This is a genomic window from Sanguibacter hominis ATCC BAA-789, assembly GCF_012396185.1.
Lineage (GTDB): Bacteria > Actinomycetota > Actinomycetes > Actinomycetales > Cellulomonadaceae > Flavimobilis > Flavimobilis hominis.
Map to the genome: position 1 here is coordinate 350,573 of NZ_JAAXOW010000003.1, position 24,866 is coordinate 375,438.

The following is a 24,866-nucleotide window of genomic DNA, read 5'->3' on the forward strand; positions in this document are numbered from 1 at the left end:
GCGGGCGGGCTCAGCAGCGGCCCAGGAGGGTCAGTCGCCCGGGCGGTCCGAGCCGATCGCGGGGCGGTCGGACCAGGGGAACGTGATCCACTTGTCCGTGTCCATCCACGAGTAGTCGGGGCGGATGATCGACCGCGGCTTCGAGTACAGCACGGCCGAGCGCGCCTCGGCGCCCTGCTTCGCGAGCATCTCCATCACGAGCTTGAGCGTGCGGCCCGAGTCCGCGACGTCGTCGACCACGAGCACGCGGTGGCCCGGCAGCTCGGACGTGTCCATGAGCGGGGGCAGGACGCGAGGGTCGGCGAGCGTCTGGCCGATGTCCGTGTAGAACTCGACGTTGAGCGTGCCCACGCCCTTCGTCCCGAGCGCGTACGCCACGGCGCCGCCGGGAAGCAGGCCGCCGCGGGCGACAGCGACCACGACCTCGGGCTCGAAGCCCGAGTCGACGACCTGCTGCGCCAGCTCACGCGCGGCGACGCCGAACCTCTCCCAGGTCAGCACCTCCCGCTCGGGCTCGCTCGCGGGGACGGGGCTGTCGGCAGGAAGCTCGGTCGTCATCCGTCCACGATACGTCCCGCTCGAGAGTGATCGGTGCGGCGAAGGGCCCGGTGCGACGACCCTCACACGAGGTAAGCAGAACGGCCGGGGTGGACGAGCGCGACACCGCACCCGTCCACCCCGGCCGTCCCGGACGTCGATCAGCCCTCGGTGACGAGCTTCTCGATCGTGACCACGAACACGAGCGTGTCGGCCTGCAGCGCGTTGCCAGCGCTCAGCCCGTACCCGTAAGCGGGCGGGATCACGAGGAGCACCGTCGTGCCGACCTTGAGCCCGGCCAGTCCGTGCGTCCAACCCGCGACGACCCCGTCGAGGCCGAACTCGAGCGGCTCCGCGCCGCGATCCCACGACGCGTCGAACTGCTCACCGTCAGAGCCCTTGACCCCCACGTAGTGGGCCGCGATCTTGTCCGTCGTCTTCAGGACCTCGCCGTCACCCTCGGTGAGAACCACGCGCGTGACACCCTCGCTCGTGACGCCGCCCTCGGGGATCGTGATGGTGGGCTTCTTGCCCGCAGGGGCGTCCGCCGTCGGGAGCCCCTCGTCGCCGACCTTCTTGTCCGTCACGACGGGGACACCCGGGACGCTCGCGACGAGCTCGAGGACCTGGACCGCCGGCGCGCCGTCGTTGGGCGTCGCCAGGACCAGGCGAGTGCCGACGTTCAGGCCAGCGAGCCCACCCTCCGCGAGCTCTCCCTTGAGCGCCTGCATCATCGCGACGTTCTCGGTGACACCGAGCTCCGTGCTGTCGGCGACCGAGACGGCGCGGCCGAGGTAGGACACGATGTCGCCCTCCGCGATCGCGGGACCGTCGCCGTTGCACGCGACGACGATCTCCTCGGCGGTGACCTCGAGCTTGGGGTCGACCTTGAGGGTCGGCGCGGTGCCGAGCTCGCCGCCGATGGTCGTCGCCGCGATCAGCTTGGACGAGCTGTCGGTGACGGGCGTGCACGCGGTCGCCGCGGTCGTGACCGAGGAGCCCGACGTCGGCGCGGGCGTCGTCGGCGCGGAGGGCTCGCTGTCGTCGGAGCAGCCGGCGAGGACGAGCAGGCTCGCGACCGCGAGGATCGCGGTGCGGCGCTGAAGGGTGCGGGACAATGTGGTTCCTTAGGTGTCGGGCCTTCGGGGGCATCAGATCGTGGCCAACCCTACGCGGTCCGCCTGGGAGGGCGCTGCGCCCCGCGTGCCAGGGACCGGCCGTCGAAGGGGGGCACGGCGCCGCGTGGCACCATGGAGACATGCCCTCCGCACGTCCGTCCCGCCGTCGTCCCTGGGGCGAGCCGCACCGTGAGCTCGACCTCGACCGGGCGACCGGCGGCCGGTCGTCGGCGACCCGGCGCGGCGAGTCGTGGACCGTGCAGAAGGTGCGCGGCAACGACAAGACGTACCGCTGCCCGGGCTGCCAGCAGGAGATCGCCGCAGGCACCCCCCACGTGGTCGCGTGGGCCGACGACTCGCTCTTCGGCGCCGAGGCCGCGCTCGCGGCCCGCCGGCACTGGCACACGGCCTGCTGGGACCGCGGCTAGGCTCGAGACGATGAACGAGCCGACCCACACCCAGATCCGTTCCACGACCGTCCTGCCGGCACGCCGCGAGGACATCGAGCTGCACACGGCCGACGGCCTCACGCTCGTCGGCGAGCTCGCGCTCCCCGCCGACCGCGACCCTGTCGCGACGCTGGTGACGCTGCACCCGCTGCCGACCCACGGCGGCTACATGGACTCGCACGTGCTGCGCAAGGCGTCCTGGCGACTGCCTGCGCTCGCCGACCTCGCGGTCCTGCGCTTCAACACGCGCGGCACGTCGTCGCCTCGTGGCACGAGCGAGGGCACGTTCGACGGCGGCGACGCCGAGCGCTTCGACGTCGCCGCGGCGATCGAGCTCGCGGAGTTCCGCGAGCTCCCGCGCCCGTGGCTCGTCGGCTGGTCGTTCGGCACCGAGCTGGCGCTCTGCCACGGGGCGGACCCGGCGATCGAGGGTGCGATCCTGCTGTCGCCGCCGTTGCGCCGGGCGGGCGACGAGGACCTCGCGCGCTGGGCCGAGTTCGGGCGACCGCTCGTCGCGCTCGTGCCTGAGCACGACGACTACCTGCGCCCTGACGAGGCACGTGAGCGCTTCGCCGCAGTGCCGCAGGCGGAGGTCATCGGCGTCGACGGTGCCAAGCACCTGTGGGTGGGAGAGGCGTCCGTGCGTCGCGTCCTCGACGAGATCGTCGCCCACGTCCTGCCCGGCCACGCGCCCCTGCCGACCGTGTGGGACGGCAGCGCGGTCGAGTCTGCGGACCTGGACCAGCCTGACGAACGCTGACGGGCGTCGTCCTCTGGCGCGGTGAGGCGCTGGCGAGCATCATCGGAGGCAGGCACCTACCTGGGAGGACACCTCATGATCACCGGTGACGGACTTCTCGCGCACCACCGCCTTCGCTCCGGCGCGGGCGTGCCGCTCGTGCTCCTGCACGGGTTCCCGCTCGACTCGCGGATGTGGCTCGACGTCGTCGACCTGCTGCCGGGGGAGCCCGACGTGATCGCGCTCGACCTCCCTGGGATGGGCGAGTCCCCGACCGGGTCCGACGTCGCGGCGACGCTCGGCGCGCCTGACGAGCCGTCGATCGACGTGTCCGGCGACGCCGTCGCCGCGACCCTCCGCGCTCTCGGCGTCGACCGGGCCGTCGTCGCGGGGCTCTCGATGGGCGGGTACGTCGTCATGAGCCTCCTCGCGCGGCACCCGGAGCTCGTCGCAGGTGCGGCGCTCCTCGACACGAAGGCGGGGGAGGACCCGCAGGCTGCTCGGGACAACCGGCTGCGCATCGCCGACGAGCTCGAGTCGCAGCACGACGTCGAGCCCGTCCTGTCGATGCGACGCTCGCTCCTCGGTCAGACGAGCCGCGAGCAGCGCGAGGACCTCGTCGAGCGGCTCGAGGCGTGGATCCGCGACCAGGGGCCCGCGGGCGTGGCCTGGTGCCAGCGGGCGATGGCGCCGCGGCCCGACCGTCTCGACGCGATCGCCGCGTTCGACGGCCCGCTGCTCGTGGTCGTCGGTGAGGAGGACGAGCTGTCGCCCCTCGACGAGGCGCAGAAGATGGTGGACGCCGCGAAGGACGCCGAGCTCGTCGTGGTCCCGCGTGCGGGGCACATGACGACGATCGAGGCGCCCGAACCGGTCGCCTCCTCGCTCGCTGCGCTGATGCGCCGGGTCTGACCGGGGCCGCTACTCGGGCGCGACGCGGGCGAGCGCGTCGCGCAGCGCGATCGACTCTCCGTCGCGCCCGCCTGCGCCCAGGACGAGGGGCGGGTCGCTCGGTGTGAGTGTCGCGCCGCGCAGCCGCGACATGAGGCCGCCTTCGACGACGAGGACGTAGAACTCGCCGTCGTCGCCGACGGCGGCCGTCCGGTTGGTGCGCACGTACCAGCCACGCTTGTCGGTCCGGAACGGGCCGCGCCCGCTGTAGTCGCGCGCGACGAGCGGCTCGGCTGGCACGCCGGCGGCCTGCGCACGCTCGACGAACGCGGCGACGAGCGCACGGGCGCGCACAGTCTCCTGGGCCTTCGCCTGAGCGAGACGCTCGCCGTGGGCGAGCGCCTGCTCGCGGCGCTGCTCGGCCCAGGCCTTGTCGCCGTCGGTCGTCACTTGGACGCCGAGCCCTCCTCGGCCGCGCCTGCGGCCTTGTCGCCAGGCTCGTCCTCGTCGCCGTCCTCGTCAGCGACCTCGTCGACGTCGGTCGACTCCGCCGCGACGGCGTCGGCGTCCTCGGTCGTGTCCGCCGGAGACGGCGCCGAGGGAGAGGGCGCCGAAGGAGCGGAGCCCGCAGAGGGGCCCGACCCGGCAGACGTCACCGAGTCGGCGGAGGCGCTCGAGCCGGCAGACTCCATCGACCCTACTGACTCAGCGGGGACCTCGGTGTCGACAGCCTCCTCGGGGGACTCGGTCACGGTCGCCTCGATCTCGTCGAGCTCGACAGCCTGCTGAGCGCGGAACGACTCCTCGGCGGCCGACGCCTTCTCCAGGGTGCGGCGCGACGGGATCGGGTCGCCGCCGAGCAGGGACCGGAGCTCGTCGAGATACGTCGTGATCGCTTCGCGCTGACGGTTGAGGTCGTCGACCTGACGCTGGGCGGCGCTGCGCTCGCGGTCGGCCTCGAGGACGGCGTCCGACAGGGTCTTCTCCGCATGCTCGCGTGCCTGCGACACGACCGCGTCGGCGTTCTTGCGAGCGTTCGAGAGGAGCTGCTTGGCGTGCTCGTCCGTCTCGCGGCGCACCTTCTCGGCCTGCTCGACGGCGCGCACGACCCGCTGCTCGGCGTCGGCAGCGTGGGCTTCGGCCTCGTTGACCATCCGCTCGGTCTCGGCGCGCGCGGCCGCCTGACGGTCGGCCTCCTCGCGCTCGGCGGTCTCGCGACGCTGCGCGATCTCGATCTCGGTGTCGGCGAGAGCGGTGCGCGCCCGCTCGAGCTGCGCCGCCGACTCGGTGCGTGCCTGGGCGATGATGTCGGCGGCCTCGCGCGTCGCGTCCGTACGCGCCCGCTCGACCTCGATGTCGGTCGTCGCGCGGAGCTCGTCCGTCTCCCGCTTCGTCTTCTCGCGCAGCGCGGCTGCGGCCGCCTCGGTGGTCTCGCGCAGCTCGGTCGTCTCGCGGACCGTGGTCTCGCGCAGCGTCGTGCTCTCGAGGCGGGCGGACTCGCGCAGCTCTGTCGCGTCGCGCTCGGCCGCGGCACGGACCGACGACGCGTACTGCTCGGCCTCCGTGCGCAGGGCTGCCGTCTCGGTCGCAGCCGTCGCGCGGAGCTCGTCGACCTCCGACTGTGCGGCCGTGCGCAGCTCGTGGACCTCACGCTCGGCAGTCGTCCGCGTGAGCGCGGCGTACTGGTCGGCCTCGGTGCGCAGCGCGTGCGTCTCCTTCTCGACGCGCTGGCGCAGCTCGGTCGTCTCCCGGTCAGCGGACTCTCGCAGCGAGTCGGAGTACTCCTTCGCGCGGGCGCGCAGCTCCGTGACCTCGGCGTCCGTCGTCGCACGCAGCTCCGCGGCCTCCTTCGCCGTGCGCTGGCGCAGCTCGGTCGTGTCCGTGTCGGCCGCGGCACGCAGCTCGGCGACCTCCTTCTCGGTGCGCTGGCGCAGCATCGTCGTCTCGAGGTGCGCCGTCTGGCGGACGTCCTCGACGTAGCGGTCGGTCTGCTCGCGCAGCTCGGTCGTCTCGGCCTCGGTCTTCGCCTGCAGGTCGGCGGCGTCGCGCTCGGTCGTGATGCGCAGCTCGGTCGTCTCGCGCTCGGTCGTCGCGCGCAGCGTCGCGATCTCACGCTCGGCGGTGGCGCGACGCTCGGCGACCTCGGTCTGCGAGACGCCCTGGATCCGGGCGGCCTCGCGCTCGGCCGAGCCGACCATCTCCTCGGCGCGCCGCTGGGCGCTCGTGATCGTGCTCTCCGCCTCGGTCTGGGCGGCCGCGCGCATCTCGTCCGCCTCACGGCGCGCGGTCGCGAGCAGCTCGGCGACCTCGTTCTCGGCACGGCCGCGGATCTGCCCCGCGGCGAGCTTGGCTCGAGCGAGGGCGTCGGAGGCCTGCGCGTTGGCCTGAGCGAGGACGTCCGACGACTGCTCCTCCGCGGAGCGCATGAGCTGCTCGATCCGGGTGCCGAGCCCTGAGTACGTGGGCCGCTCGGCCTCGCGGAGCTGACGCTGCGCCTCGGAGAGCTCGCCGCTGATCTGGAGGGTGCGCTCGTCGAGCTGCGCGACCTGGGCGCGGGCACCCTCGAGCTGCTTCTGGAGGCGCGAGACCTCACCGTCGACCTGGGCACGGTCATAGCCACGCATGACGACGGGGAACAGGGGACGATCTTCAGTCACGAGAGAACCTCGGCAGTCGTGGGGCGGTCGGAACCGTCCCCGTGAGCGACGCACCACGTCAGCGGTGGGTGCACAGGCGGCGTGCACCGACCCAGCCTATCGGGTGAGGGCGCGCGCGGTCTTGCGCGGCCAGGTGGCGCGACGGTCCTGGGCGGTGCCCGACTCGTGCAGATTCGGTGCGTGCCCGGGCGGCGGGCGTCCGCCTTTGGCCGCGCGGCCACCGGCCGCCGTAGGGTAGAACGTCCGACGTGAAGGGAATGACGGTGCTGCAACGTGTGATGGCCGTGGTGCTCGCGGTCCTGGGAGCTGCCTCCCTGGGGCTGGCGGTCGCCTCGGCGACCCTCTGGCGGCCCGACGACGTCGTCACGGCGTCGCTCGCTCCGTCGGGTGCTGTGACGATGCTCGTCGCCGAGCCCGGCGTCCTCGGTCTCGTCGCTGACGAGGTGACCGTGACGGCCGCGCGTGCCGACGGCGGACCCGTCGCGATCGTCGTCGGCCGCGACGCCGACGTCCGCGGATGGGTCGGCAGCGACGCGCACGTGCAGGTGACCGGCCTCGCGTCCTGGACCGAGCTGGCGTCGACGGCGGTCTCCGGCGAGACGACGCCCGTGGCCGAGCCGGGCGACGAGACGGCCGAGCCTGAGGGGGACGCCGAGAAGCCGTTCGTCGGAGCCTCCGGGATCGTCGGGCCCGACCCCCTCGGCTCGGACATGTGGCTCGCCGAGTCGGGTGGCTCCGGGACTGCCACGCTCACCCTGGACCAGGAGCTCGGGCGCGAGATGCTGCTCGTCGCCGGGACGGGCGACGGCGCCGTCGCGCCGACGGTCACGCTGAGCTGGCCGCGCACCGTGGCCACCCCCGCGCTCGTGCCGGGGATCATCCTCGGCGTCGTGCTGCTCGTCGCGGCGGCGGTCGTGTTCTTCCTGCCCCGTCTGCCCGCGCTCGCGCTCAGGCTCGTCGAGGCGCGCAACGCCCGGCGCGGCGCCCCCGCGCCCGTGCAGGTCGCGCCGGACGCCCCGCACGGAGGACCGATCGTCGCCCCGACCTCACGGTTCGCCACGTCGATCACCGCCCGTGACGACGCTGCTCCGGCCGCGGTCACAGCAGGCGCGTTCCAGGACGGCGCGCAGCCATCCACCTCGCAGACCGGTGCTCCCGCTGCGGCCGGCCAGGACGTGCAGGGCGCGCCTGGCGAGCCTGGCGGACGCCCTCTGACACGACGAGAGCTGCGCGAGCGTGCCGAGCGCGAGGCCGCGGAGGCTGCGCGGGACCGTGGGCGCAAGCGTCCCCGGACCGGGATGCTCCCGCAGGTCCGCTCCCGGACAGAGTCGGCTGCTGAGACCGCCGCACCTGCCGCGCCCGGCCAGGCCGTACCAGGCGATGCGACGCCCGGCGCCGAGGTGCCGGGTCGGTCCGGTGCCCGTCCGGCGGCCGCCACCCCCGGGACGCCGGGCGGCGGGGCAGCACCGTCGCAGCACCTCGGCGACAACAACCCGAGCGCCCGCGCTGACGCCTGGCGCGCTGCGTGGGGCTTCCAGGCCGACGGGTCGGCCGCAGCAGCACCTGGCCCGGCGACCGCACCTGGCCGAGCGACCGAACCTGCTCGCACCGCGCCCGCGCCGGCTGCGCGACCCGCGCCCGCACCGGGGTCGGGCGCTGCGTGGAGCCCGGCGACGCCGGGCGCTGCGACGACGACGCCGCGGCCCCCCACCCCGCAGCCGCACCAGCAGCTCCGGCCGGGCACCGCCCCCACGTCCCCCTACGGGACAGGGGCGCCCGCCAACCCGTACCTGGCTACCCCGGCGACCGCGACGCCGCCCACGTGGACGCCCGACGACAAGCGGGGCGCCGCCCGCACCGAGGAGGACGCATGACCCGCCGGACCGGTCGCACGGCCGCAGCGCTCGGCGTCGTCGTCGCGCTCACAGCGTTGAGCGCCTGCGCGCCGGAGATCCCGACGCCCCAGCCACCCGCCGCACCCGCGGCGCCCGGGCCCGTCCTCGACGCGGAGCAGGAGACGACGATCCTCGCCGCGATCGGGCAGACCCTCGCCCAGACGCAGGAGGCGCGCTCCGCCGAAGGTCTCGAGGCACGCCTCTCGGGCCCGGCGCGCGCGATCCGCGAGAGCGAGCTCAAGGTCGCCGACCGCCTCGACTCCGACGAGTACCTCACCGCCCTGCCGACCGAGGTCGTCTCGACGACGACGCCCGTCGACACGGGCTGGCCGCGAACGGTCGTGGCGATCTCGGAGCAGCCCGAGCTGCAGACCGAGCGTCTGCTCGTGCTGGAGCAGGAGGACGCCCGGTCGAACTACCGGCTCTGGGGGTGGGTGCGCCTCTTTCCGAAGGTCGTCCTGCCCGCGTTCGCGTCGCTCGAGGTCGGCTCCCAGGCCGTCGCCCCGGACGCGGAGGGCCTGGTCGTCACGCCGCAGACGGCGGTCGACCGATATGCGGACGTCCTCACCAAGAGGTCGAAGTCCGAGCACGCTGACGCTTTCGTGGCGGACCCGTTCCGTGAGCAGATCGCCCAGATCGCCAAGCTCCAGAACAAGGCGCTCAAGGCGGCCGACGGCAAGCAGACCATGACGTTCACCCCGGTACCAGGCGCGGTCGAGTCTGTGAGCACGGCCGACGGCGGCGCCGTCGTCGTCGGCGAGCTCAAGACCCTCGAGGTCCGCACCGCCGAGAAGGGCGCCGTGCTGTCCCCAGGGACGGCGATCGAGAAGGCGCTCGCGAAGAAGCTCAAGGTCAAGAACGAGATGACCATCAGCTACACGACGGTCGTCGCACTCTACGTCCCGCCTGCCGCCGCCGGCGGACAGGTCTCGGTCCTCGGGGTCGAGCACGTCGCGACCGCGGCGGGCATCCCCGACTGACCCCCTTCCGGCCCTCGCGGGCCGGACCCACGCGAACAGGAAGGTCTCATGAGTCAGCAAGCGCCAGACCCTCGGCTCGACGTCCGCGGAGCGGTCGACCTCTCGTCCTTCGGGCGCCCCGTCGCACCGCCCCCGGGCGAGCCTGGCGGCGCTCCCGCCGCAGGCGGCTTCGTCGTCGACACGACCGAGGCGACGTTCCAGCAGGTCATCGAGCAGTCGATGCAGGTCCCCGTCGTCGTGCTCCTGTGGGTCGCGACCGACGAGGCGAACGCGCGGCTCGCGACGACCCTCGGGCGTCTCGTCGACAGCTACGAGGGTGCGATGCTCCTCGCTCGAGTCGACGTCCAGGCGTACCCGCAGATCGCTCAGGCGTTCCAGGTCCAGGGGGTCCCGACCGCCGTCGCGGTCCTCGCCGGTCAGCCCGTCCCGCTCTTCCAGGGGGCTGCCGACGAGGACCAGGTCCGCGACGTCCTCGACCAGGTGCTGGCCGCAGCCGAGGCCAACGGCATCACGGGCCGGCTCACGGCAGCGCCCGGTGCTGCCCCCGCCGAGGACGCATCCCAGCCTGCGCCGGAGCCCGAGCTCCCGCCCCTGCACCAGAAGGCCTACGACGCGATCGCTGCGAACGATCTCGAGACGGCGATCGCGGCCTACGAGCAGGCGCTCAGGGAGAACCCGAAGGACACCGACGCCGCGGCGGGCCTCGCCAACGTCCAGCTGCTCGAGCGGACGTCGTTCATGACGCTCGAGGACGTGCGCCGCGCCGCAGCGGACGCACCCGACGACGTGCAGGCGCAGCTCGACGTCGCCGACCTCGACCTCGCCGGTGGCAAGGTCGAGGACGCGCTCGGGCGTCTCATCGAGCTCGTCGCTCGCGTCACCGGTGACGACCGTGAGCGGCTGCGCGTGCGCCTCGTCGACTACTTCACGATCCTCGGCAACGAGGACCCGCGCGTGGGGCCCGCGCGCCGGGCGCTGGCGAACGCGCTCTACTGAGCGAACGCGCTGCGCTGAGCGGCGCAGCCGCGAGCACAGCCGAAGGCCGGGCACCTCACGGGGACCCGGCCTTCGCTGCGCTGGCTGCTCCGGCGGTCAGTCCTCGTGCACGAGGACGAGTGCCGCGAGCGGCGGCACGCGCAGCGTCGCGGAGAACGGACGGCCGTGGTGGCCGACCGGCTCGGCGCGGACCGCCCCGAGGTTGCCGACCCCGGAGCCGCCGTACAGCTCGGCGTCGGTGTTGAGGGCTTCTCGCCACACTCCGCCCTCGGGCAGGGGGAGTCGCCAGCCCTCGTGCGTCGCGTCGGCGAAGTTGACGACGATCGCGACCTTCGAGCCGTCCGTGCCACGCCGCAGGTACGCGATGACGTTGTGGTCGGCGTCGTCGGAGTCGAGCCACTCGAAACCCGCAGGTGTGTGGTCCTGGGACCACAGCGCGGGCTGTGCGCGGTAGAGCGTGTTGAGGTCCCGCACGAGCCGGTGCACGCCCTGGTGCGGCGCGTGGTCGAGGAGGTACCAGTCGAGGCTGCGGCCCTCGCTCCACTCCGTGCCCTGCCCGATCTCGCCACCCATGAACAGCAGCTGCTTGCCGGGGTGGGACCACTGGTAGGCGAGGAGCGAGCGCAGGCCAGCGAGCTGCTGCCAGTCCCCGCCCGGCATCTTGCGGAGGAGTGACCCCTTGCCGTGCACGACCTCGTCGTGGCTCAGCGGCAGCGTGAACTGCTCGGAGAACGCGTAGACGAGCGAGAACGTGATCTCGGAGTGGTGGTAGCGGCGGTTGATCGGGTCCTGCGCGAGGTAGCGCAGTGTGTCGTTCATCCATCCCATGTTCCACTTGAGCCCGAAGCCCAGGCCGCCCGCATCGGTCGGTGTCGTGACGCCGGGCCACGCAGTCGACTCCTCGGCGATCATGATGACTCCGGGGCTGCGTCGGTACGCGGTCGCGTTGGCCTCCTGGAGGAACGCGATCGCCTCGAGGTTCTCACGGCCGCCGTTGCGGTTGGGCCGCCACTGGCCCGCCTCGCGCGAGTAGTCCAGGTAGAGCATCGACGCGACGGCGTCGACGCGCAGGCCGTCGACGTGGAACTCCTCGAGCCAGTACGTCGCGTTGGCGACGAGGAAGTTGCGCACCTCGGGACGGCCGAAGTTGAAGACGTACGTGCCCCAGTCGGGCTGCTCGCCGCGCAGCGGGTCCGGGTCTTCGTAGAGGGCGGTGCCGTCGAAGCGGCCGAGCGCCCACTCGTCCTTGGGGAAGTGCGCGGGGACCCAGTCGAGGATGACGCCGACGCCTGCAGCGTGCAGGGTGTCGATCAGGTAGCGCAGGTCGTCCGGGCTGCCGAAGCGCGACGTCGGCGCGTAGTACGACGTGACCTGGTAGCCCCACGACGGTCCATAGGGGTGCTCGGCGACCGGCATGAGCTCGACGTGCGTGAAGCCGAGGTCGACGACGTACTGCGTCAGCTGCTCGGCGAGGTCGCGGTAGCTCAGGCCTTGACGCCACGACCCGAGGTGGACCTCGTACACGCTCATCGGGGCGTTGTGCACGTCCGAACGGGAGCGCTGTTCCATCCACGGGCCGTCCTGCCAGCCGTGGGTGCTCTCGACGACGACGGACGCCGTCGCGGGCGGCACCTCCGTGCCCTTGGCGAGCGGGTCGGCCTTCTGCCGCCAGGAGCCGTCCTGCGTGAGGATCTCGTACTTGTAGCGGGTGCCGCCGCGCACGCCGGGCACGAACAGCTCCCAGACCCCGGACTCGCCGAGCGAGCGCATCGAGTGCGACGAGCCCTGCCAGTGGTTCATGTCTCCGACGAGCCGGACGGCGCGGGCGTTGGGTGCCCACACGGCGAACGCCGTGCCGGTGACCTCGCCGAGCGTGCCCGGGTACGTGTGGACGTTTGCGCCGAGGACGCGCCACAGCTCTTCGTGACGGCCCTCGCGGATGAGGTGCCGGTCCATCTCGCCGACGGTCGGCCAGAACCGGTACGGGTCGTCGGTGTCGGTCGTCTCGTCGCCGTAGCGCACGCGCAGCCGGTACTCGGGGATCGTGTCGCCGGGGACGACGACGACCCAGATGCCGTCCTGCTCGTGCTCGGCGGGGTGCTCGCCGTCGGCTGTGAGGACCACGACCTCGTCGGCGAGCGGGCGGAGCACGCGGACCGTGACGCCGCCGTCGTGCGGGTGCGGGCCGAGGATGCCGTGCGGGTCGTGGTGTCGCCCGCCAGCGACGGCAGCGAGCAGGCTCGGGTCGACCGGGATCGGGAGAGGCGCGGCTGTCATCTTCCTACCATTCCACGTCTCGGTCGCTCGCGCTGCGCACGCGGGTCCGGCGCGCCGAGCATCGTGGCTGATCATGGCTCCGCGCGACGTTCGCCACGGGTCGCGGCAGAGGTCAGGACGCCGCGCCGCGGCTAGACTTCGTCGCCCGTGTCCGTCGCCGCGGCCGCGGCGAGCAGCCGGTCGACACCTGCGATCGGGATCGCGACCCAGTCAGGGCGGTTGTTCGCCTCGTACACGACCTCGTAGAGCGCCTTGTCGAGCTCGAGGGCGTCCCGCAGGGCGGCCTCGAGGCCAGGGACGGACGGCGCGACCGTCGTGCCCTCGGTCTGGCCGGCTGAGTAGCCTGCGAGGAAAGCAGCGCGGCACGCGACGACCCACGTCGGGTCGGGACACTCGCCGACAGCGGCCGCATAGTCGAACGACCGGAGCATCCCCGCGACGTCGCGCACGGGGAGGTCAGGCCGACGCCGTTCCGCGAGGGGACGCATCGGCTCACCCTCGAAGTCGATGACGCGCCACCCCGTGGGGGAGTAGAGCACCTGGCCGAGGTGCAGGTCACCGTGGATCTGCTGGAGGCTCAGCAGCAGATCGGCAGGGACCTCGGCCCCGAGCCTGCTCAAGAGGGCCTCGATCGCGGGCAGCCGCGTCGAGAGGACGGGCGCCTGCGCGGCGGAGCCACGCGCCCGGTGGCGCAGCTCTGAGCGCAACCACTCGATGCCGACCGTCTGACCGGACGTCGGCAGGGCTCGCGCGAGGGCGTCGTGCATCTCGGCGACCGTGCGGCCCAGCTCGAACGCCTCGGACTCGAAGCCGCGGGCCTCGGCCGCATACGCGCACGCCAGCTCGAAGCCGTCCGCGGCGTCGCCCACCAGCTCGGAGAGCACGCCCAGGTCGAGCAGGCCGGTGCGCTCCTCGGGCCACGACAGCTCGAGCCACGCGAGCGGGGCGGGCACACCCGTCCAACCAGCCTGGACGAGCGCACGCGGCACGTCGACGTCAGGGTTCGCTCCGCGCACGACCGCGCGGAACACCTTGAGGATCGCTCCGCCGCCCGCCCGGGGGAACAGGATCGACGTGTTCGACTGCTCCCCGGTGACAAGCCGCGCCTGCGCGAGGTCCACGTCAGCCGGCCCCGCGTCCTGCTCGCCCCACTGGGCGAGAGCGAGCCAGGACCGCCAGAACTCGTCCTCCCCGACCGCGTCGACGAGCCACTCGCCGTCGACCTCCCCGATCACCCCCGGGGGCAGCGGCGCGCCCACCTCGACGGGCGGCAGCAGGGCTGGCCTGCCCACGACGGGGACCTGGACGATCGTGCGTGCCTCCGGCTCGCCGTCGCCCACGAGGAACAGGTGGATCACTGACGCGGAACCGTCGGTGAAGCGCACGCTGATCCACGGGTCGATCCTCGGTGACCCGCTCTTCACGGGGAACCAGCGTCGCGTGGGCATCCAGGCGCGCAGCGTCGCGAGCTCTGCCTCCGTCGGGACGGGGGCAGGCTCGAACGGGCCGAGCTGCTCGGTCAGGTCCGTGGTGGGTCGGGACATCGACGGCACTCCTGGGCTGGTGGCGAGGTGGGCGCGGACGGGCTACGCGGGGTGTGCGTCGGCCGTGGTCGGTGCGGGCTCAGAGGCGGGCTCCGAGACCGGGGTGAGCACCGACCAGAAGAAGTCGCGGGACCCGAGGGTGAACGTGACCGCGCCGTCGTCTGCGACGGCGCCCAGGACGGCACCACCGAACACGTCGACGGACTGAGCACCTTCGTAGCCCGGGATCTTCAGCTGCGCCCGGCGCGCGGTCGCGGCGAGGTTGGCGACGCACAGGAGCGTCTCCTCCTCCGTGACGCGCAGGAACGCGAGGACGGCATCGTTGTCGCACTGCACGGGCACGAAGTCGCCCGTGCCGAACGCACGGTGGCGACGGCGCACCGAGAGCATGCCGTGCACCCAGTGCAGGAGCGACGACGGCTGGGCGAGCTGCGACTCGACGTTCGTGCCTTCGTACGAGTGCACGAGGGACTGCACGAGCGGGAGGTAGAGCTTGCCAGGGTCCGCCGTCGAGAAGCCCGCGTTACGGTCGGGGGTCCACTGCATCGGCGTGCGGACCGCGTCGCGGTCCGGCAGCCAGATGTTGTCGCCCATCCCGATCTCGTCGCCGTAGTAGAGGCACGGGCTGCCGGGGAGCGACAGCAGGAGAGCGTGCGCGAGCTCGATCTCCTTGCGCGAGTTGTCGAGCAGCGGTGCGAGACGACGGCGGATACCGACGTTCGCGCGCATGCGCGGGTCGGAGGCGTACCAGCCGTACATGCTCGCGCGCTCCTCGGTGGAGACCATCTCGAGCGTGAGCTCGTCGTGGTTGCGCAGGAACGTCGACCACTGTGCGCCGCGGGGGATCTGCGGGGTGTCCGCGAGGATGTCGAGGATCGACGTCGAGCGCTGGTCACGCAGGGCGTAGTAGATCCGCGGCATGACGGGGAAGTGGAAGCACATGTGGCACTCGGGCTTCTCCTCCGTGCCGAAGTAGTCCACGACGTCGTTCGGCCACTGGTTCGCCTCAGCGAGGAGGATGCGGCCCGGGAACTCGCGGTCGACCATCGCGCGCACCTTCTGCAGGAACTCGTGCGTGCGCGGGAGGTTCTCGCAGTTGGTGCCTTCTTCCTCGAAGAGGTACGGGACGGCGTCGAGCCGGAAACCGTCGATGCCGACGCGGCACCAGAACCGCGTGACGTCGAGCATCGCCTCGACGACGTGCGGGTTCTCGAAGTTGAGGTCGGGCTGGTGGGAGAAGAACCGGTGCCAGAAGAACTGTCGGCGGACCGGGTCGAACGTCCAGTTGGACGTCTCGGTGTCGACGAAGATGATGCGCGCGTCCTCGTACTTCGAGTCGTCGTCGCTCCACACGTAGAAGTCCCCGTACGGGCCGTCGGGGTCGGAGCGTGATGCCTGGAACCAGGGATGCTGGTCGCTCGTGTGGTTCATGACGAGGTCGATGACCACGCGGATGCCGCGCGCGTGCGCTGCCTCGATGAGCTCGGAGAACTCCTCCATCGTGCCGTACTGCCCCGCGATCGCGGTGTAGTCGGAGATGTCGTAGCCGCCGTCGCGCAGCGGTGACGGGTAGAAGGGCGGCAGCCAGAGGCAGTCGATGCCGAGCCACTGGATGTAGTCGAGCCGGTCGATGAGTCCGCGGATGTCACCCGTGCCGGCGCCGGTCGAGTCGGAGAAGGCGCGCACGATCACCTCGTAGAACACCGCGGTGCGGTACCACTCCGGGTCGTCCGACAGTGCCTTCGGGAAGGCGGGCACCTTCGGCTGGCGCTGGGCCGGGAGCGACGCGAGCGGGACCGGCGCGGTCACGGGCGCGGGCTCGTGCGAGGTCCGGCTGCCGGGCGCGGCCGCCGGACCGGCGGGCACGGGCGCGGGGCGGGGAGAGCCGGGCGACGAGGGAACGGTCATGGGTGTCCTACCTGGATGATGTGAGCGACGTTCTCGAACGGGTTGAGGCGCACGTACGCCTCGCTGCCCCACGCGTAGGTCGCGCCGGTCAGCAGGTCGTGGGCGTTGAAGGCGGGGGCGTCGTCGGCTCCGGCCGGCAGCCCGAGCGCGGCGAGGTCGAGGTAGACCGTCGCCTCCTGGGTGTTCCACGGGTCGAGGTTGAGCACGGTGATGACCGTGTCCGGCTGCCCGTCGGGTGTGAACCGGCCGTCGAGGTGCGACGAGAACGCGACGACCTGGTCGTTCGACGTGGGGTGCACGGTGAGGTTGCGCAGCTGGCGCAGCGCCGGGTGTGCGGCGCGGATGCGGTTGAGCTGCGTGAGCAGGCGCGTGAGGCCCTGGGCCTCGGGAGCGGACCAGTCGCGCGGCTTGTACTCGTACTTCTCGTTGTCGATTTGCTCGTCGACGCCGGGGCGCGGGACGCGCTCGGCGTGCTCGTACCCGGAGTAGATGCCCCACGTGGGGCACGAGGTCGCGGCGAGCACCGCGCGGACCGCGAAGCCGGCGACGCCACCGTGCTGGAGGTACGGCGGGAGGATGTCGTGCGTCGTCGGCCAGAACGACGGCCGCATCCACGATCCCTGCTCGTCGGACACCTCGCGCAGGTACTCCTCGATCTCGGTGCGCGTGTTGCGCCACGTGAAGTACGAGTACGACTGGTGGTACCCGATCCGGGCGAGGGCGTCCATCATCGCGGGACGCGTGAACGCCTCGGCGAGGAAGATGACGTGCGGGTGCGTGGCCCGGATCGACGTGAGGAGCCGCTCCCAGAAGTCGAGGGGCTTCGTGTGCGGGTTGTCGACGCGGAACGCGGTCACGCCGTGGTCGATCCACAGACGCACGACGCGCTCGATCTCGGCGTAGATCCCCTCGGGGTCGTTGTCGAAGTTGAGCGGGTAGATGTCCTGGTACTTCTTCGGTGGGTTCTCGGCGTAGGCGATCGAGCCGTCGGCGCGCGTCGTGAACCACTCAGGGTGCTCGGTCACCCACGGGTGGTCGGGCGAGCACTGCAGCGCGAGGTCGAGCGCGACCTCGAGGCCCACCTCTCGCGCGGACGCGACGAACGCGTCGAAGTCGTCGAACGTGCCGAGGTCGGGGTGGATCGCGTCGTGGCCACCGTCGGGCGAGCCGATCGCGTAGGGCGACCCGGGGTCGCCGGGGAGCGCCTCGAGCGAGTTGTTGCGGCCCTTGCGGAACGTCGTGCCGATGGGGTGGATCGGGGTGAGGTAGACGACGTCGAAGCCCATCGCGGCGATCGCGGGGAGCCGGCGTGCGGCCGTCTGGAAGGTGCCGGACTGCCACGACTGCGTCGCGGCGTCGTACCGCGCGCCCTCCGAGCGGGGGAACATCTCGTACCAGGAGCTCGCGAGCGTGAGCTCGCGGCTCACGAGCAGCGGGTAGGTCGCGGACGGTGTCACGAGGTCGCGCAGCGGGTGCTCGTCCACGACGACGCGCCGCACCTCGGGCGACAGCGCGGCGGCGAGGCGCTGCGGCGGCGCGAGGCGCGGGTCCTGGAGCGTGGCGAGCAGCCGTTCGAGCACGCCGGCCGCCGAGCGGGTGAGACCGCCCTGCGCCGCGATGCGGCGGAACAGGCGCACGCCCTCCTCGAACATGAGGTCGACGTCGATGCCGGCGTTGATCTTCACCTCGGCGTCGTGCGCCCAGGTGCCGTACGGGTCGGACCAGCCCTCGACGCGGAAGGTCCACTCGCCCTCGGCGTCGGGCGCGACGCGGCCCTCGAAGCGGTCGAGGCCTGGCGCGATGTCCTCCATGCGTGCGGTCGAGTGCACGGTCCCGTCCGGACGCAGCAGCACGGCAGTCGCGGCGACGGCGTCGTGCCCCTCGCGGAACACTGTCGCGCGGATCGGGACGGCCTCACCGACAGCGGCCTTCGCGGGCCAGCGCCCCTGCTCGAGCGTCGGGCTGACGTCGAGCACGGGGATCCGACCGATCGGCGTCGGCAGGATCGGCACGGGCACGTCCTGGGGGATGGCGGGCACGACGGCGGAGACTGCGCCGTTCGTGCCGCTGACCTCGGCAGGGATCGTCACAGCGGCCTGCGCGGTGACCTCCTGACGGGGGGAGGTGGCGCGGACCGGGGCGGCGGGGCGACGTTTCTTGCTCACGACACGAACCTATCGAGAACTCGCACGGAACCGCACCAGCACGCGCGGGGGGCGCCCCCGCGCGCAGGCGCGTCCGCGCCGGTCATGGGGCCTTCGAGACGTACATCCGGATGCTCAGCGGCTCGAGCTCGGGGTCGTCCTCGTCGTCGAGGCTCAGACGCTCGACGGGGTTCTCCCACGTGCTGTCCCAGACGAGCTCCCACACCTCGTCCGACGGCAGCGTGAGCGGGACGGGCTCGAGCGAGCCGTTGAGCGCGAGGAGCACGGCCCGGTCGTCGGTGTCAGCAGTACGCCGGACCATCTGCAGGGAGCGCAGGCACGAGTCGTTCCACCGGTCGGCGGTGAGCACCTCGCCGTCGGGGCCGAGCCAGGCGAGGTCGAGCTTGTCGTCGCCGCGCCGCGCGAGGGGCCGCCCGAGGAAGAAGTGCTCGGCCTGGAGCGCGCGCAGGGAGGCGCGCAGCGCGAGGAGGTAGCGCGTCGTCTCCAGGAGGTCGCGCGCAGGTGCGTCGAGCTCCCACGACACGTGCGCGATGTCGGTGTCCTGGCAGTAGGCGTTGTTGTTGCCGTGCTGGGTGCGCCCCATCTCGTCGCCCGCGGTGATCATGGGTGTCCCCGCGCTCAGCAGGAGCGTCGCCATGAGGTTGCGGTGGGACCGGCGGCGCAGCGCAGCGATCTCGGAGCCGACATGGTCGAGGCGGCCCTCGATCCCGTGGTTCCACGACCGGTTGTCGTCGGACCCGTCGCGGTTGTCCTCGCCGTTCGCCTCGTTGTGCTTGTGGTCGTACGCGGTGAGGTCGGCCATCGTGAAGCCGTCGTGCGCGGTCACGAAGTTGATCGAGGCCCCGGGCCCGCGCACGAGAGGCGGGTCGCTGTGCCCGAAGACGTCGGCGGAGCCGGACAGGCGGGTCGCGAGCTCGCGCACCCCGTGCGTGGGGTGCCCGTGCGAGGCTGCGCGAGCGTCGGTGAGCCAGAAGGAGCGCACCGCGTTGCGGAAGCGGTCGTTCCACTCGGCGAACGGCGCCTTGAAGCTGCCGGTCTGCCAGCCGCCGGGGCCGACGTCCCACGGCTCGGCGATGAGCTTGAGGCCGCTCAGGACAGGGTCGGTCTGGACGGCGACGAGGAACGGGTGGAAGTTCGTGAACCCGTCGTGGCCGCGGCCGAGCGTGACGGCGAGGTCGAAGCGGAAGCCGTCGACGCTGACCTCGTTCGCCCAGTACCGCAGCGAGTCGAGCGCCATCTGCACGACGCGCGTGCGGCGGAAGTCGAGCGTGTTGCCGCACCCGGTGACGTCCGCGAACCGAGCGGGGGAGCCGCCGTCGTGCAGGTAGTAGACGGTCGGGTCGAGTCCGCGCCAGGACAGCTGCTGCCCGTCGGTGCCGCCCTCGCACGTGTGGTTGAGGACGACGTCGAGCACGACCTCGATGCCAGCCTCGTGGAGCAGGGCGACCATCCCCTTGAGCTCGTCGAGGACGGCGCCGGGCCCCGCCGCACGGGAGGAGGCCATCGCGTACCGCGGCTCGGGAGCGAAGAAGCCGAGCGTGTTGTAGCCCCAGTAGTTGGTCAGGCCGTTGCGCACGAGGTGCGGCTCGGACGCGGACGCGTGGATCGGCAGGAGCTCGAGGGTCGTGATGCCGAGGCTCTTGAGGTGCTCGATCGTCACGGGGTGGGCGAGGCCCGCGTAGGTGCCGCGCAGCTCGTCGGGCAGGCCGGGCAGGTGGAGGGTCAGGCCGCGCACGTGGGCCTCGTAGACGACCGTCTCGCTCCACGGGACCTGCGGGCGGCCCGAGGCCGGGGGAGTGAACCACGAGTCGACGACGACGCTGTGGGGCACGTGGCCGAGCGAGTCGAGCTGGCTCATCGCGGGAGCGTCGTCGTCGTGGGGCACGTCCCACGCGTGCCCGTAGGTCTCGGGGCCGTACGCGAGGTCGCCCTCGAGGCCGCGCGCATACGGGTCGAGCAGCAGCTTGTTGGGGTTGTAGCGCAGGCCGACGGCGGGGTCCCACGCGCCGTGGGCACGGAACCCGTAGTGCTGGCCGGCGCGGACGCCGGGCACGAACGCGGACCACACGCCCAGGCGGGGACCGAACAGGGGGATGCGCTGCTCGCGCCAGCCGCTCGGGGCGGAGTCGTCGCGGTCGAGGAGGCACAGCTCGACGAGCGTCGCGTGCGCCGCAGCGACCGCGACGGTCACACCGCCGTCCACGACGCGGACGCCGAGAGGCGCGCGGGTCGTGTCGAGGGCGGTGGCGTCGAGCAGACAGGTCATGGTTCTAGTCCATTCGTCCTTGCGGGCCCGATGTTGAGCGGCTCGCGGGCGAGGCGGTGCATCGTCTCATTGTGAGGCAGGAGCGCCCGCGGTCGGGAATCCGTCACCCGGGATGACCCGCCGGGGTGGCGGGGTGCGCGGTAGCCTGCTCTCGTCGTGGGCCGGACCGGCCGGGCAGAGCTTGAGATCAGTCGAGGAGCACCGTGGGTCTGAGAATCGTCGTGCTGGCCAAGCACGTGCCGAACATCCACTCGAACAGGACGTTCGTCGACGGGCGGGTCGCGCGCGGCGCGGCCGACGGCTCGCTCAACGAGCTCGACGAGCATCCCCTCGAGGAAGCGGTGCGGCTGCTCGAGCGGATGTCCGACGAGGAGCGTGCGGGCAGCGAGATCGTCGCGCTGACGATGGGGCCGGCGGAGGCGTCGGACGCGCTGCGCCGGGCGTACCAGCTCGGTGCGGACGTCGGGGTGCACGTGCTCGACGACGCGCTCGTGGGCTCTGACTACCTCGGCACGGCGGCCGTGCTCGCCGCGGCGGTGCGCCGCGTCGCGCAGGACGGTCCGGTCGACCTCGTGCTCGCTGGTATGGCGGCGCTCGACGGTCTCGGTTCGGTGGTCCCGGCGCTCGTCGCCGCAGAGCTGGGCTGGCCTCAGCTGACGAACGCCGGTGCGCTCGAGGTCGCGGGCCGCGCCGCCCGTGCCGAGCGTGACGTCGACGGGGTGACTGAGGTGCTCGAGGCGGAGCTGCCGGTGGTCGTGAGCGTCAACGACCACATCAACCGGCCACGCTTCCCGAACTTCAAGCTCATCATGGCGGCCCGCACGAAGGCGATCACGACCTGGTCCCTCGCAGACCTCGACGTCGACGCGTCGAAGGTCGGGGAGGCGGGAGCGCGGACCCAGGTGCTGTCTGCCGCGCCGCGCCCGGAGCGCCCGCCCGTCGAGCTCCACGTCGACAGCGGTCAGGGCGGCATCGCGCTCGCCGACTTCCTCGCCCGCCGCGGCCTCGTCTGAGAGGGATGCCCGACATGACCAGCACCTCCACCGCCCTCGTCCTCGTCGACTCGCTCGCAGCACCGCTGCGCGACGCCGACCTCGAGCTCGTGACGATCGCTCGCGACCTGGGTGACGTCGCCGTCGTCTCGTTCGACGCTCCTTCCGCTGCGGTCCTCGAGCAGCTCGGCGCGCACGGCGTCGCGCGCGTCGTCGAGCTCGCCGTCGACGGCGAGCCGCACCTCACGGGTGTCGCGGCGCACGCGCTCACCCGCGTCACCGAGGGCGCGCGGGTCCTGCTCGCGCGTGCGACGTTCGCGCACAAGGAGGTGCTCGCGCGGCTCGCGCTCCTGACCGGCGCGGGCCTCATCATCGACGCGGCGCAGGTCCGCGAGGGCGAGAGCGCGAGCATCGTCGGGGCGAAGCGTGTGTTCGCGGGGACGTGGGACCTCGTGTGCGAGGTCCGCACGCCGCTCGCCCTGCTCACGGTGCGCCCCAACGCGGTGCACCCGTCGGAGGCGATGGCAGCCACGACGCCGTCCGTCGAGAGGATCGCCGTCCCGGCCGAGGAGGCCTCGGCCGCCGCAGGGGGCGTGCGCCTCGTCTCGCGCACGGTCCACGAGGTCGACGCGGAGGCGGGTCCCGCGCTCGCGGAGGCGGCGTCCGTCGTCGCGGGCGGCCGCGGCACCGGCGGCGACTTCGGCCCGGTGCGCGACCTGGCGGACGCGCTCGGCGCGGCAGTCGGCTCGACGCGCGACTGCGTCGACGAGGGCTGGATCGAGCACGACACCCAGATCGGCCAGACGGGTGTCACGATCTCCCCGCGCCTGTACGTCGGCGCAGGCATCTCGGGTGCGCCGCACCACCGCGGGGGCATGCAGGCCTCCGAGGTGATCGTGGCGGTCAACTCGGACCCCGAGTGCCCGATCTTCGAGATCTGCGACTTCGCTGTCGTCGGCGATCTCGCGACCGTCCTTCCGCAGGCTGCGGCGGCGATCCGCGAGCGTCGCGGCTGACCGGGGTGCTGCCCGCGCGCGGGCACGCGCCGGGCCGTTCGTAGACTGGACCTCGTGACCACCCCGCGCCCCGTCTATCTCGACCATGCCGCTACGACGCCGATGTCCCGGGCGGCGATCGAGGCGTATGCCGAGCAGATGGCGGCCGTAGGCAACCCGTCGTCCCTGCACGCTGCGGGGCGCGCGGCCCGGCGGGTCGTCGAGGAGGCGCGCGAGTCGATCGCTGCCGCGATCGGTGCGCGCCCGTCCGAGGTGATCTTCACCGCCGGGGGCACCGAGGCTGACAACCTCGCGATCAAGGGCCTGTTCTGGGCGCGCCGCACGGGCCATCCGGAGCGTCGTCGCGTCGTCGTCTCCGGCGTCGAACATCATGCCGTCCTCGACCCGGCGTTCTGGCTCGCCGAGCACGCAGGTGCGGAGATCGTCCTGCTGCCGGTCGACAGGGAGGGGCTCGTCGACCTCGACGCGCTGCGCGCCGAGCTTGACGAGAACGGCGACCAGGTCGCGCTCGTGTCGGTGATGTGGGCCAACAACGAGGTCGGTACAGTCCAGCCGGTGCGGCGCATCGTGCAGGTCGCGCACGCCGCAGGCGTTCCCGTGCATGCTGACGCCGTCCAGGCGGTCGGGCATCTTCCGGTCGACTTCGCTGCCTCGGGCCTAGACGCGATGACCGTCTCGGCGCACAAGCTGGGCGGTCCCGTGTCGGTCGGCGCTCTCGTCGCAGGGCGCGGCCTCGCGCTCACTCCGGTCTTGCACGGCGGCGGCCAGGAGCGCAGCGTGCGCTCCGGGACGCTCGACGCGCCCGGGGTGCGCGCGTTCGCGGTCGCGCTCGACGAGGCGGTCGAGGCACGCGGCGAGGAGGCGGCTCGTGTTGCCGCGTTGCGCGACGCGCTCGTCGCGGGTGTGCGGGAGCGTGTCCCGTCGGCGGTCCTGCGCGGGCCCGCGGTCGACGCGGCGCTCGACGGTGGGCCTGCGCGCCTGCCTGCGAACGCCCACTTCACGTTCCCCGGCTGCGAGGGAGACTCGCTGCTCTACCTGCTCGACTCGGCCGGGGTGCAGTGCTCGACGGGCTCGGCGTGCCAGGCCGGGGTGCCGCAGCCCTCGCACGTGCTCGTCGCGATGGGCGTCGACGAGGTCGACGCTCGCGGAGCCCTGCGCTTCTCGCTCGGCCGCACGTCGACGGAGGGTGACGTCGAGCGCCTCCTCGACGTGCTTCCGCAGATCGTCGCGAGGGCCTCACGGGCGGGCCTCGCGTCTGCTCGGCTCGGCGCGACCCGGGGGGTGGCAGGCTGATGCGGGTCCTGGCGGCGATGTCCGGCGGCGTCGACTCGGCCGTGGCTGCGGCGCTCGCGGTCGAGGCGGGTCACGAGGTGGTCGGCGTGCACATGGCGCTGTCGCGCGACCGCGCGCAGTTCCGCACGGGCTCGCGGGGATGCTGCTCGATCGAGGACGCTGGGGACGCGCGCCGCGCGGCGGACGTGCTCGGCATCCCGTACTACGTGTGGGATCTCTCGGAGACGTTCGAGGAGACGGTCGTCGCCGACTTCCTCTCGGAGTACGAGGCCGGCCGTACGCCCAACCCGTGCGTGCGCTGCAACGAGCACATCAAGTTCGAGGCGCTCCTCGACAAAGCGACCGCGCTCGGGTTCGACGCGGTCGCGACAGGGCACTATGCGCGCGTGGTCGAGCGCACAGGAGCCGACGGCGTGGCCGTGCGGGAGCTGCACCGGTCGCCGAACGTCGACAAGGACCAGAGCTATGTCCTCGCGGTCATGGGCCCTGATCGCCTCGCTCGGTCGATCTTCCCGCTCGGTGACTTCGCGTCGAAGGCGGAGGTCCGGGCGGAGGCGGCTCGTCGTGGCTTGAGCGTCTCGGCCAAGCCGGACTCGTACGACATCTGCTTCGTCGCTGACGGTGACACGCAGGGGTTCTTGCGGGACCGGCTCGGGACGCGTCCGGGTGACGTGGTCGACACCGAGGGGAACGTGGTCGGGCAGCACGACGGCTCGTACGCGTACACGGTCGGGCAGCGCCGCGGTCTCGCTCTGGGGCGCCCTGCTGCGGACGGCAAGCCGCGCTACGTGCTCGAGGTGCGGCCGTCGACGAACACGGTGGTGGTCGGGGCGGCCGAGCTGCTCACGGTCGACCGGCTCGCCGGCGAGCGCCTCGTGTGGCTCGCCGAGGACGTGCAGGCTGACGCGCCGGACGCGTGGCTCGACGCGGAGGTTCAGGTGCGCGCGCACGGCGCGCCTGTCCCGGCCCGCGTGCGCACGGCGGCCGACGGCGTTCTCGAGGTCGAGCTGACGGGCGACCGGCTGCGCGGGGTGGCGGCCGGGCAGTCGCTCGTCGTCTATCGCGGCACGCGCGTGCTCGGTCAGGCGACGGTGTCGCGGGCCTGGCGTGCGAGCGCGGGCGCGGCGACGTCGCGATGACGGA

Annotated in this window: 19 protein-coding genes; 10 read left to right on the plus strand and 9 right to left on the minus strand. The window is 72.7% G+C overall.

All coding sequences use genetic code 11. The features are described from left to right. Positions 1 to 30 precede the first annotated feature (30 nt). Both HF995_RS11240 and HF995_RS11245 read right to left on the minus strand, forming a co-directional pair. A complete protein-coding gene (locus HF995_RS11240) occupies positions 31 to 558 on the minus strand; it encodes a phosphoribosyltransferase (protein WP_168447880.1) in 528 nt (175 codons plus the stop codon). Between the two features lie 140 nt (positions 559 to 698). Then, positions 699 to 1,655 (minus strand): FKBP-type peptidyl-prolyl cis-trans isomerase, encoded by a 957-nt coding sequence (locus HF995_RS11245; protein WP_168447881.1) that lies wholly within the window; start codon positions 1,653 to 1,655, stop codon positions 699 to 701. 140 nt (positions 1,656 to 1,795) lie between these two features. Between HF995_RS11245 and HF995_RS11250 the strand changes: the two genes are divergently transcribed. The 3 genes from HF995_RS11250 to HF995_RS11260 all read left to right on the plus strand — a co-directional run bounded on the left by HF995_RS11250 (position 1,796) and on the right by HF995_RS11260 (position 3,755). Next, positions 1,796 to 2,083 carry an Rv1322 family protein gene (locus tag HF995_RS11250; RefSeq protein WP_168447882.1) on the plus strand — a complete coding sequence of 96 codons (288 nt, stop codon included), beginning with the start codon at positions 1,796 to 1,798 and terminating at the stop codon, positions 2,081 to 2,083. Positions 2,084 to 2,093: 10 nt separating this feature from the next. Beyond that, complete coding sequence (locus HF995_RS11255; RefSeq protein ID WP_168447883.1) at positions 2,094 to 2,864, plus strand: alpha/beta hydrolase; 771 nt, start codon at positions 2,094 to 2,096, stop codon at positions 2,862 to 2,864. A gap of 75 nt (positions 2,865 to 2,939) precedes the next feature. Further along, a complete protein-coding gene (locus tag HF995_RS11260; protein ID WP_168447884.1) occupies positions 2,940 to 3,755 on the plus strand; it encodes an alpha/beta fold hydrolase in 816 nt (271 codons plus the stop codon). 9 nt (positions 3,756 to 3,764) lie between these two features. Here the strand turns inward: HF995_RS11260 and HF995_RS11265 are convergent, their stop codons facing one another. Together HF995_RS11265 and HF995_RS11270 are read right to left on the minus strand one after the other, a co-directional pair. Next, complete coding sequence (locus HF995_RS11265) at positions 3,765 to 4,184, minus strand: hypothetical protein (protein WP_168447885.1); 420 nt, start codon at positions 4,182 to 4,184, stop codon at positions 3,765 to 3,767. After that, positions 4,181 to 6,391 carry a coiled-coil domain-containing protein gene (locus tag HF995_RS11270; RefSeq protein ID WP_168447886.1) on the minus strand — a complete coding sequence of 737 codons (2,211 nt, stop codon included), beginning with the start codon at positions 6,389 to 6,391 and terminating at the stop codon, positions 4,181 to 4,183. The genes HF995_RS11265 and HF995_RS11270 overlap by 4 nt, the downstream gene beginning before the upstream one ends. A 248-nt stretch (positions 6,392 to 6,639) precedes the next feature. Here HF995_RS11270 and HF995_RS11275 point away from each other — a divergent pair, with 248 nt between their 5' ends. From HF995_RS11275 to HF995_RS11285, 3 genes are read left to right on the plus strand one after another with little or no spacing between them, the layout of a single operon-like run. Continuing rightward, positions 6,640 to 8,265: a hypothetical protein gene (locus HF995_RS11275; RefSeq protein ID WP_168447887.1), complete on the plus strand. Its 1,626-nt coding sequence runs from the start codon at positions 6,640 to 6,642 to the stop codon at positions 8,263 to 8,265. Next, positions 8,262 to 9,266 carry a DUF8094 domain-containing protein gene (locus HF995_RS11280; RefSeq protein ID WP_168447888.1) on the plus strand — a complete coding sequence of 335 codons (1,005 nt, stop codon included), beginning with the start codon at positions 8,262 to 8,264 and terminating at the stop codon, positions 9,264 to 9,266. Before HF995_RS11275 ends, HF995_RS11280 begins: the two co-directional genes overlap by 4 nt. Positions 9,267 to 9,314: 48 nt before the next feature. Continuing rightward, positions 9,315 to 10,262, plus strand: a complete 948-nt coding sequence (locus HF995_RS11285) for a tetratricopeptide repeat protein (protein ID WP_168447889.1) — start codon at positions 9,315 to 9,317, stop codon at positions 10,260 to 10,262. Between the two features lie 96 nt (positions 10,263 to 10,358). Here HF995_RS11285 and glgB read toward each other — a convergent pair whose 3' ends face one another. The 5 genes from glgB to glgX all read right to left on the minus strand — a co-directional run bounded on the left by glgB (position 10,359) and on the right by glgX (position 20,422). Further along, complete coding sequence (gene glgB / locus HF995_RS11290; RefSeq protein ID WP_168447890.1) at positions 10,359 to 12,539, minus strand: 1,4-alpha-glucan branching protein GlgB; 2,181 nt, start codon at positions 12,537 to 12,539, stop codon at positions 10,359 to 10,361. 131 nt (positions 12,540 to 12,670) lie between these two features. Next, positions 12,671 to 14,083 carry a maltokinase N-terminal cap-like domain-containing protein gene (locus HF995_RS11295; protein ID WP_168447891.1) on the minus strand — a complete coding sequence of 471 codons (1,413 nt, stop codon included), beginning with the start codon at positions 14,081 to 14,083 and terminating at the stop codon, positions 12,671 to 12,673. Between the two features lie 42 nt (positions 14,084 to 14,125). Beyond that, complete coding sequence (treS, locus tag HF995_RS11300) at positions 14,126 to 15,991, minus strand: maltose alpha-D-glucosyltransferase (RefSeq protein WP_168447892.1); 1,866 nt, start codon at positions 15,989 to 15,991, stop codon at positions 14,126 to 14,128. Further along, entirely contained in the window at positions 15,988 to 18,156 is a 2,169-nt protein-coding gene (locus HF995_RS11305; protein ID WP_434060858.1) for an alpha-1,4-glucan--maltose-1-phosphate maltosyltransferase, read from the minus strand. The genes treS and HF995_RS11305 overlap by 4 nt, the downstream gene beginning before the upstream one ends. A gap of 82 nt (positions 18,157 to 18,238) precedes the next feature. After that, a complete protein-coding gene (gene glgX, locus HF995_RS11310) occupies positions 18,239 to 20,422 on the minus strand; it encodes a glycogen debranching protein GlgX (RefSeq protein ID WP_168447893.1) in 2,184 nt (727 codons plus the stop codon). 203 nt (positions 20,423 to 20,625) lie between these two features. On the opposite strand from glgX, the gene HF995_RS11315 reads away from it, so the two are divergent. Genes HF995_RS11315 through mnmA form a run of 4 tightly spaced genes read left to right on the plus strand, consistent with a single transcriptional unit; the run spans position 20,626 to position 24,862 of the window. Further along, the gene (locus HF995_RS11315) at positions 20,626 to 21,435 is read left to right on the plus strand and encodes an electron transfer flavoprotein subunit beta/FixA family protein (protein ID WP_350308861.1); all 810 of its coding nucleotides are present in this window, start codon (positions 20,626 to 20,628) and stop codon (positions 21,433 to 21,435) included. Positions 21,436 to 21,449: 14 nt separating this feature from the next. Then, positions 21,450 to 22,430, plus strand: a complete 981-nt coding sequence (locus HF995_RS11320) for an electron transfer flavoprotein subunit alpha/FixB family protein (protein WP_168447894.1) — start codon at positions 21,450 to 21,452, stop codon at positions 22,428 to 22,430. 54 nt (positions 22,431 to 22,484) lie between these two features. Further along, the gene (locus tag HF995_RS11325) at positions 22,485 to 23,723 is read left to right on the plus strand and encodes a cysteine desulfurase family protein (protein ID WP_168447895.1); all 1,239 of its coding nucleotides are present in this window, start codon (positions 22,485 to 22,487) and stop codon (positions 23,721 to 23,723) included. Continuing rightward, positions 23,723 to 24,862 carry a tRNA 2-thiouridine(34) synthase MnmA gene (mnmA, locus tag HF995_RS11330; RefSeq protein ID WP_168447896.1) on the plus strand — a complete coding sequence of 380 codons (1,140 nt, stop codon included), beginning with the start codon at positions 23,723 to 23,725 and terminating at the stop codon, positions 24,860 to 24,862. Before HF995_RS11325 ends, mnmA begins: the two co-directional genes overlap by 1 nt. Positions 24,863 to 24,866 lie beyond the last annotated feature (4 nt).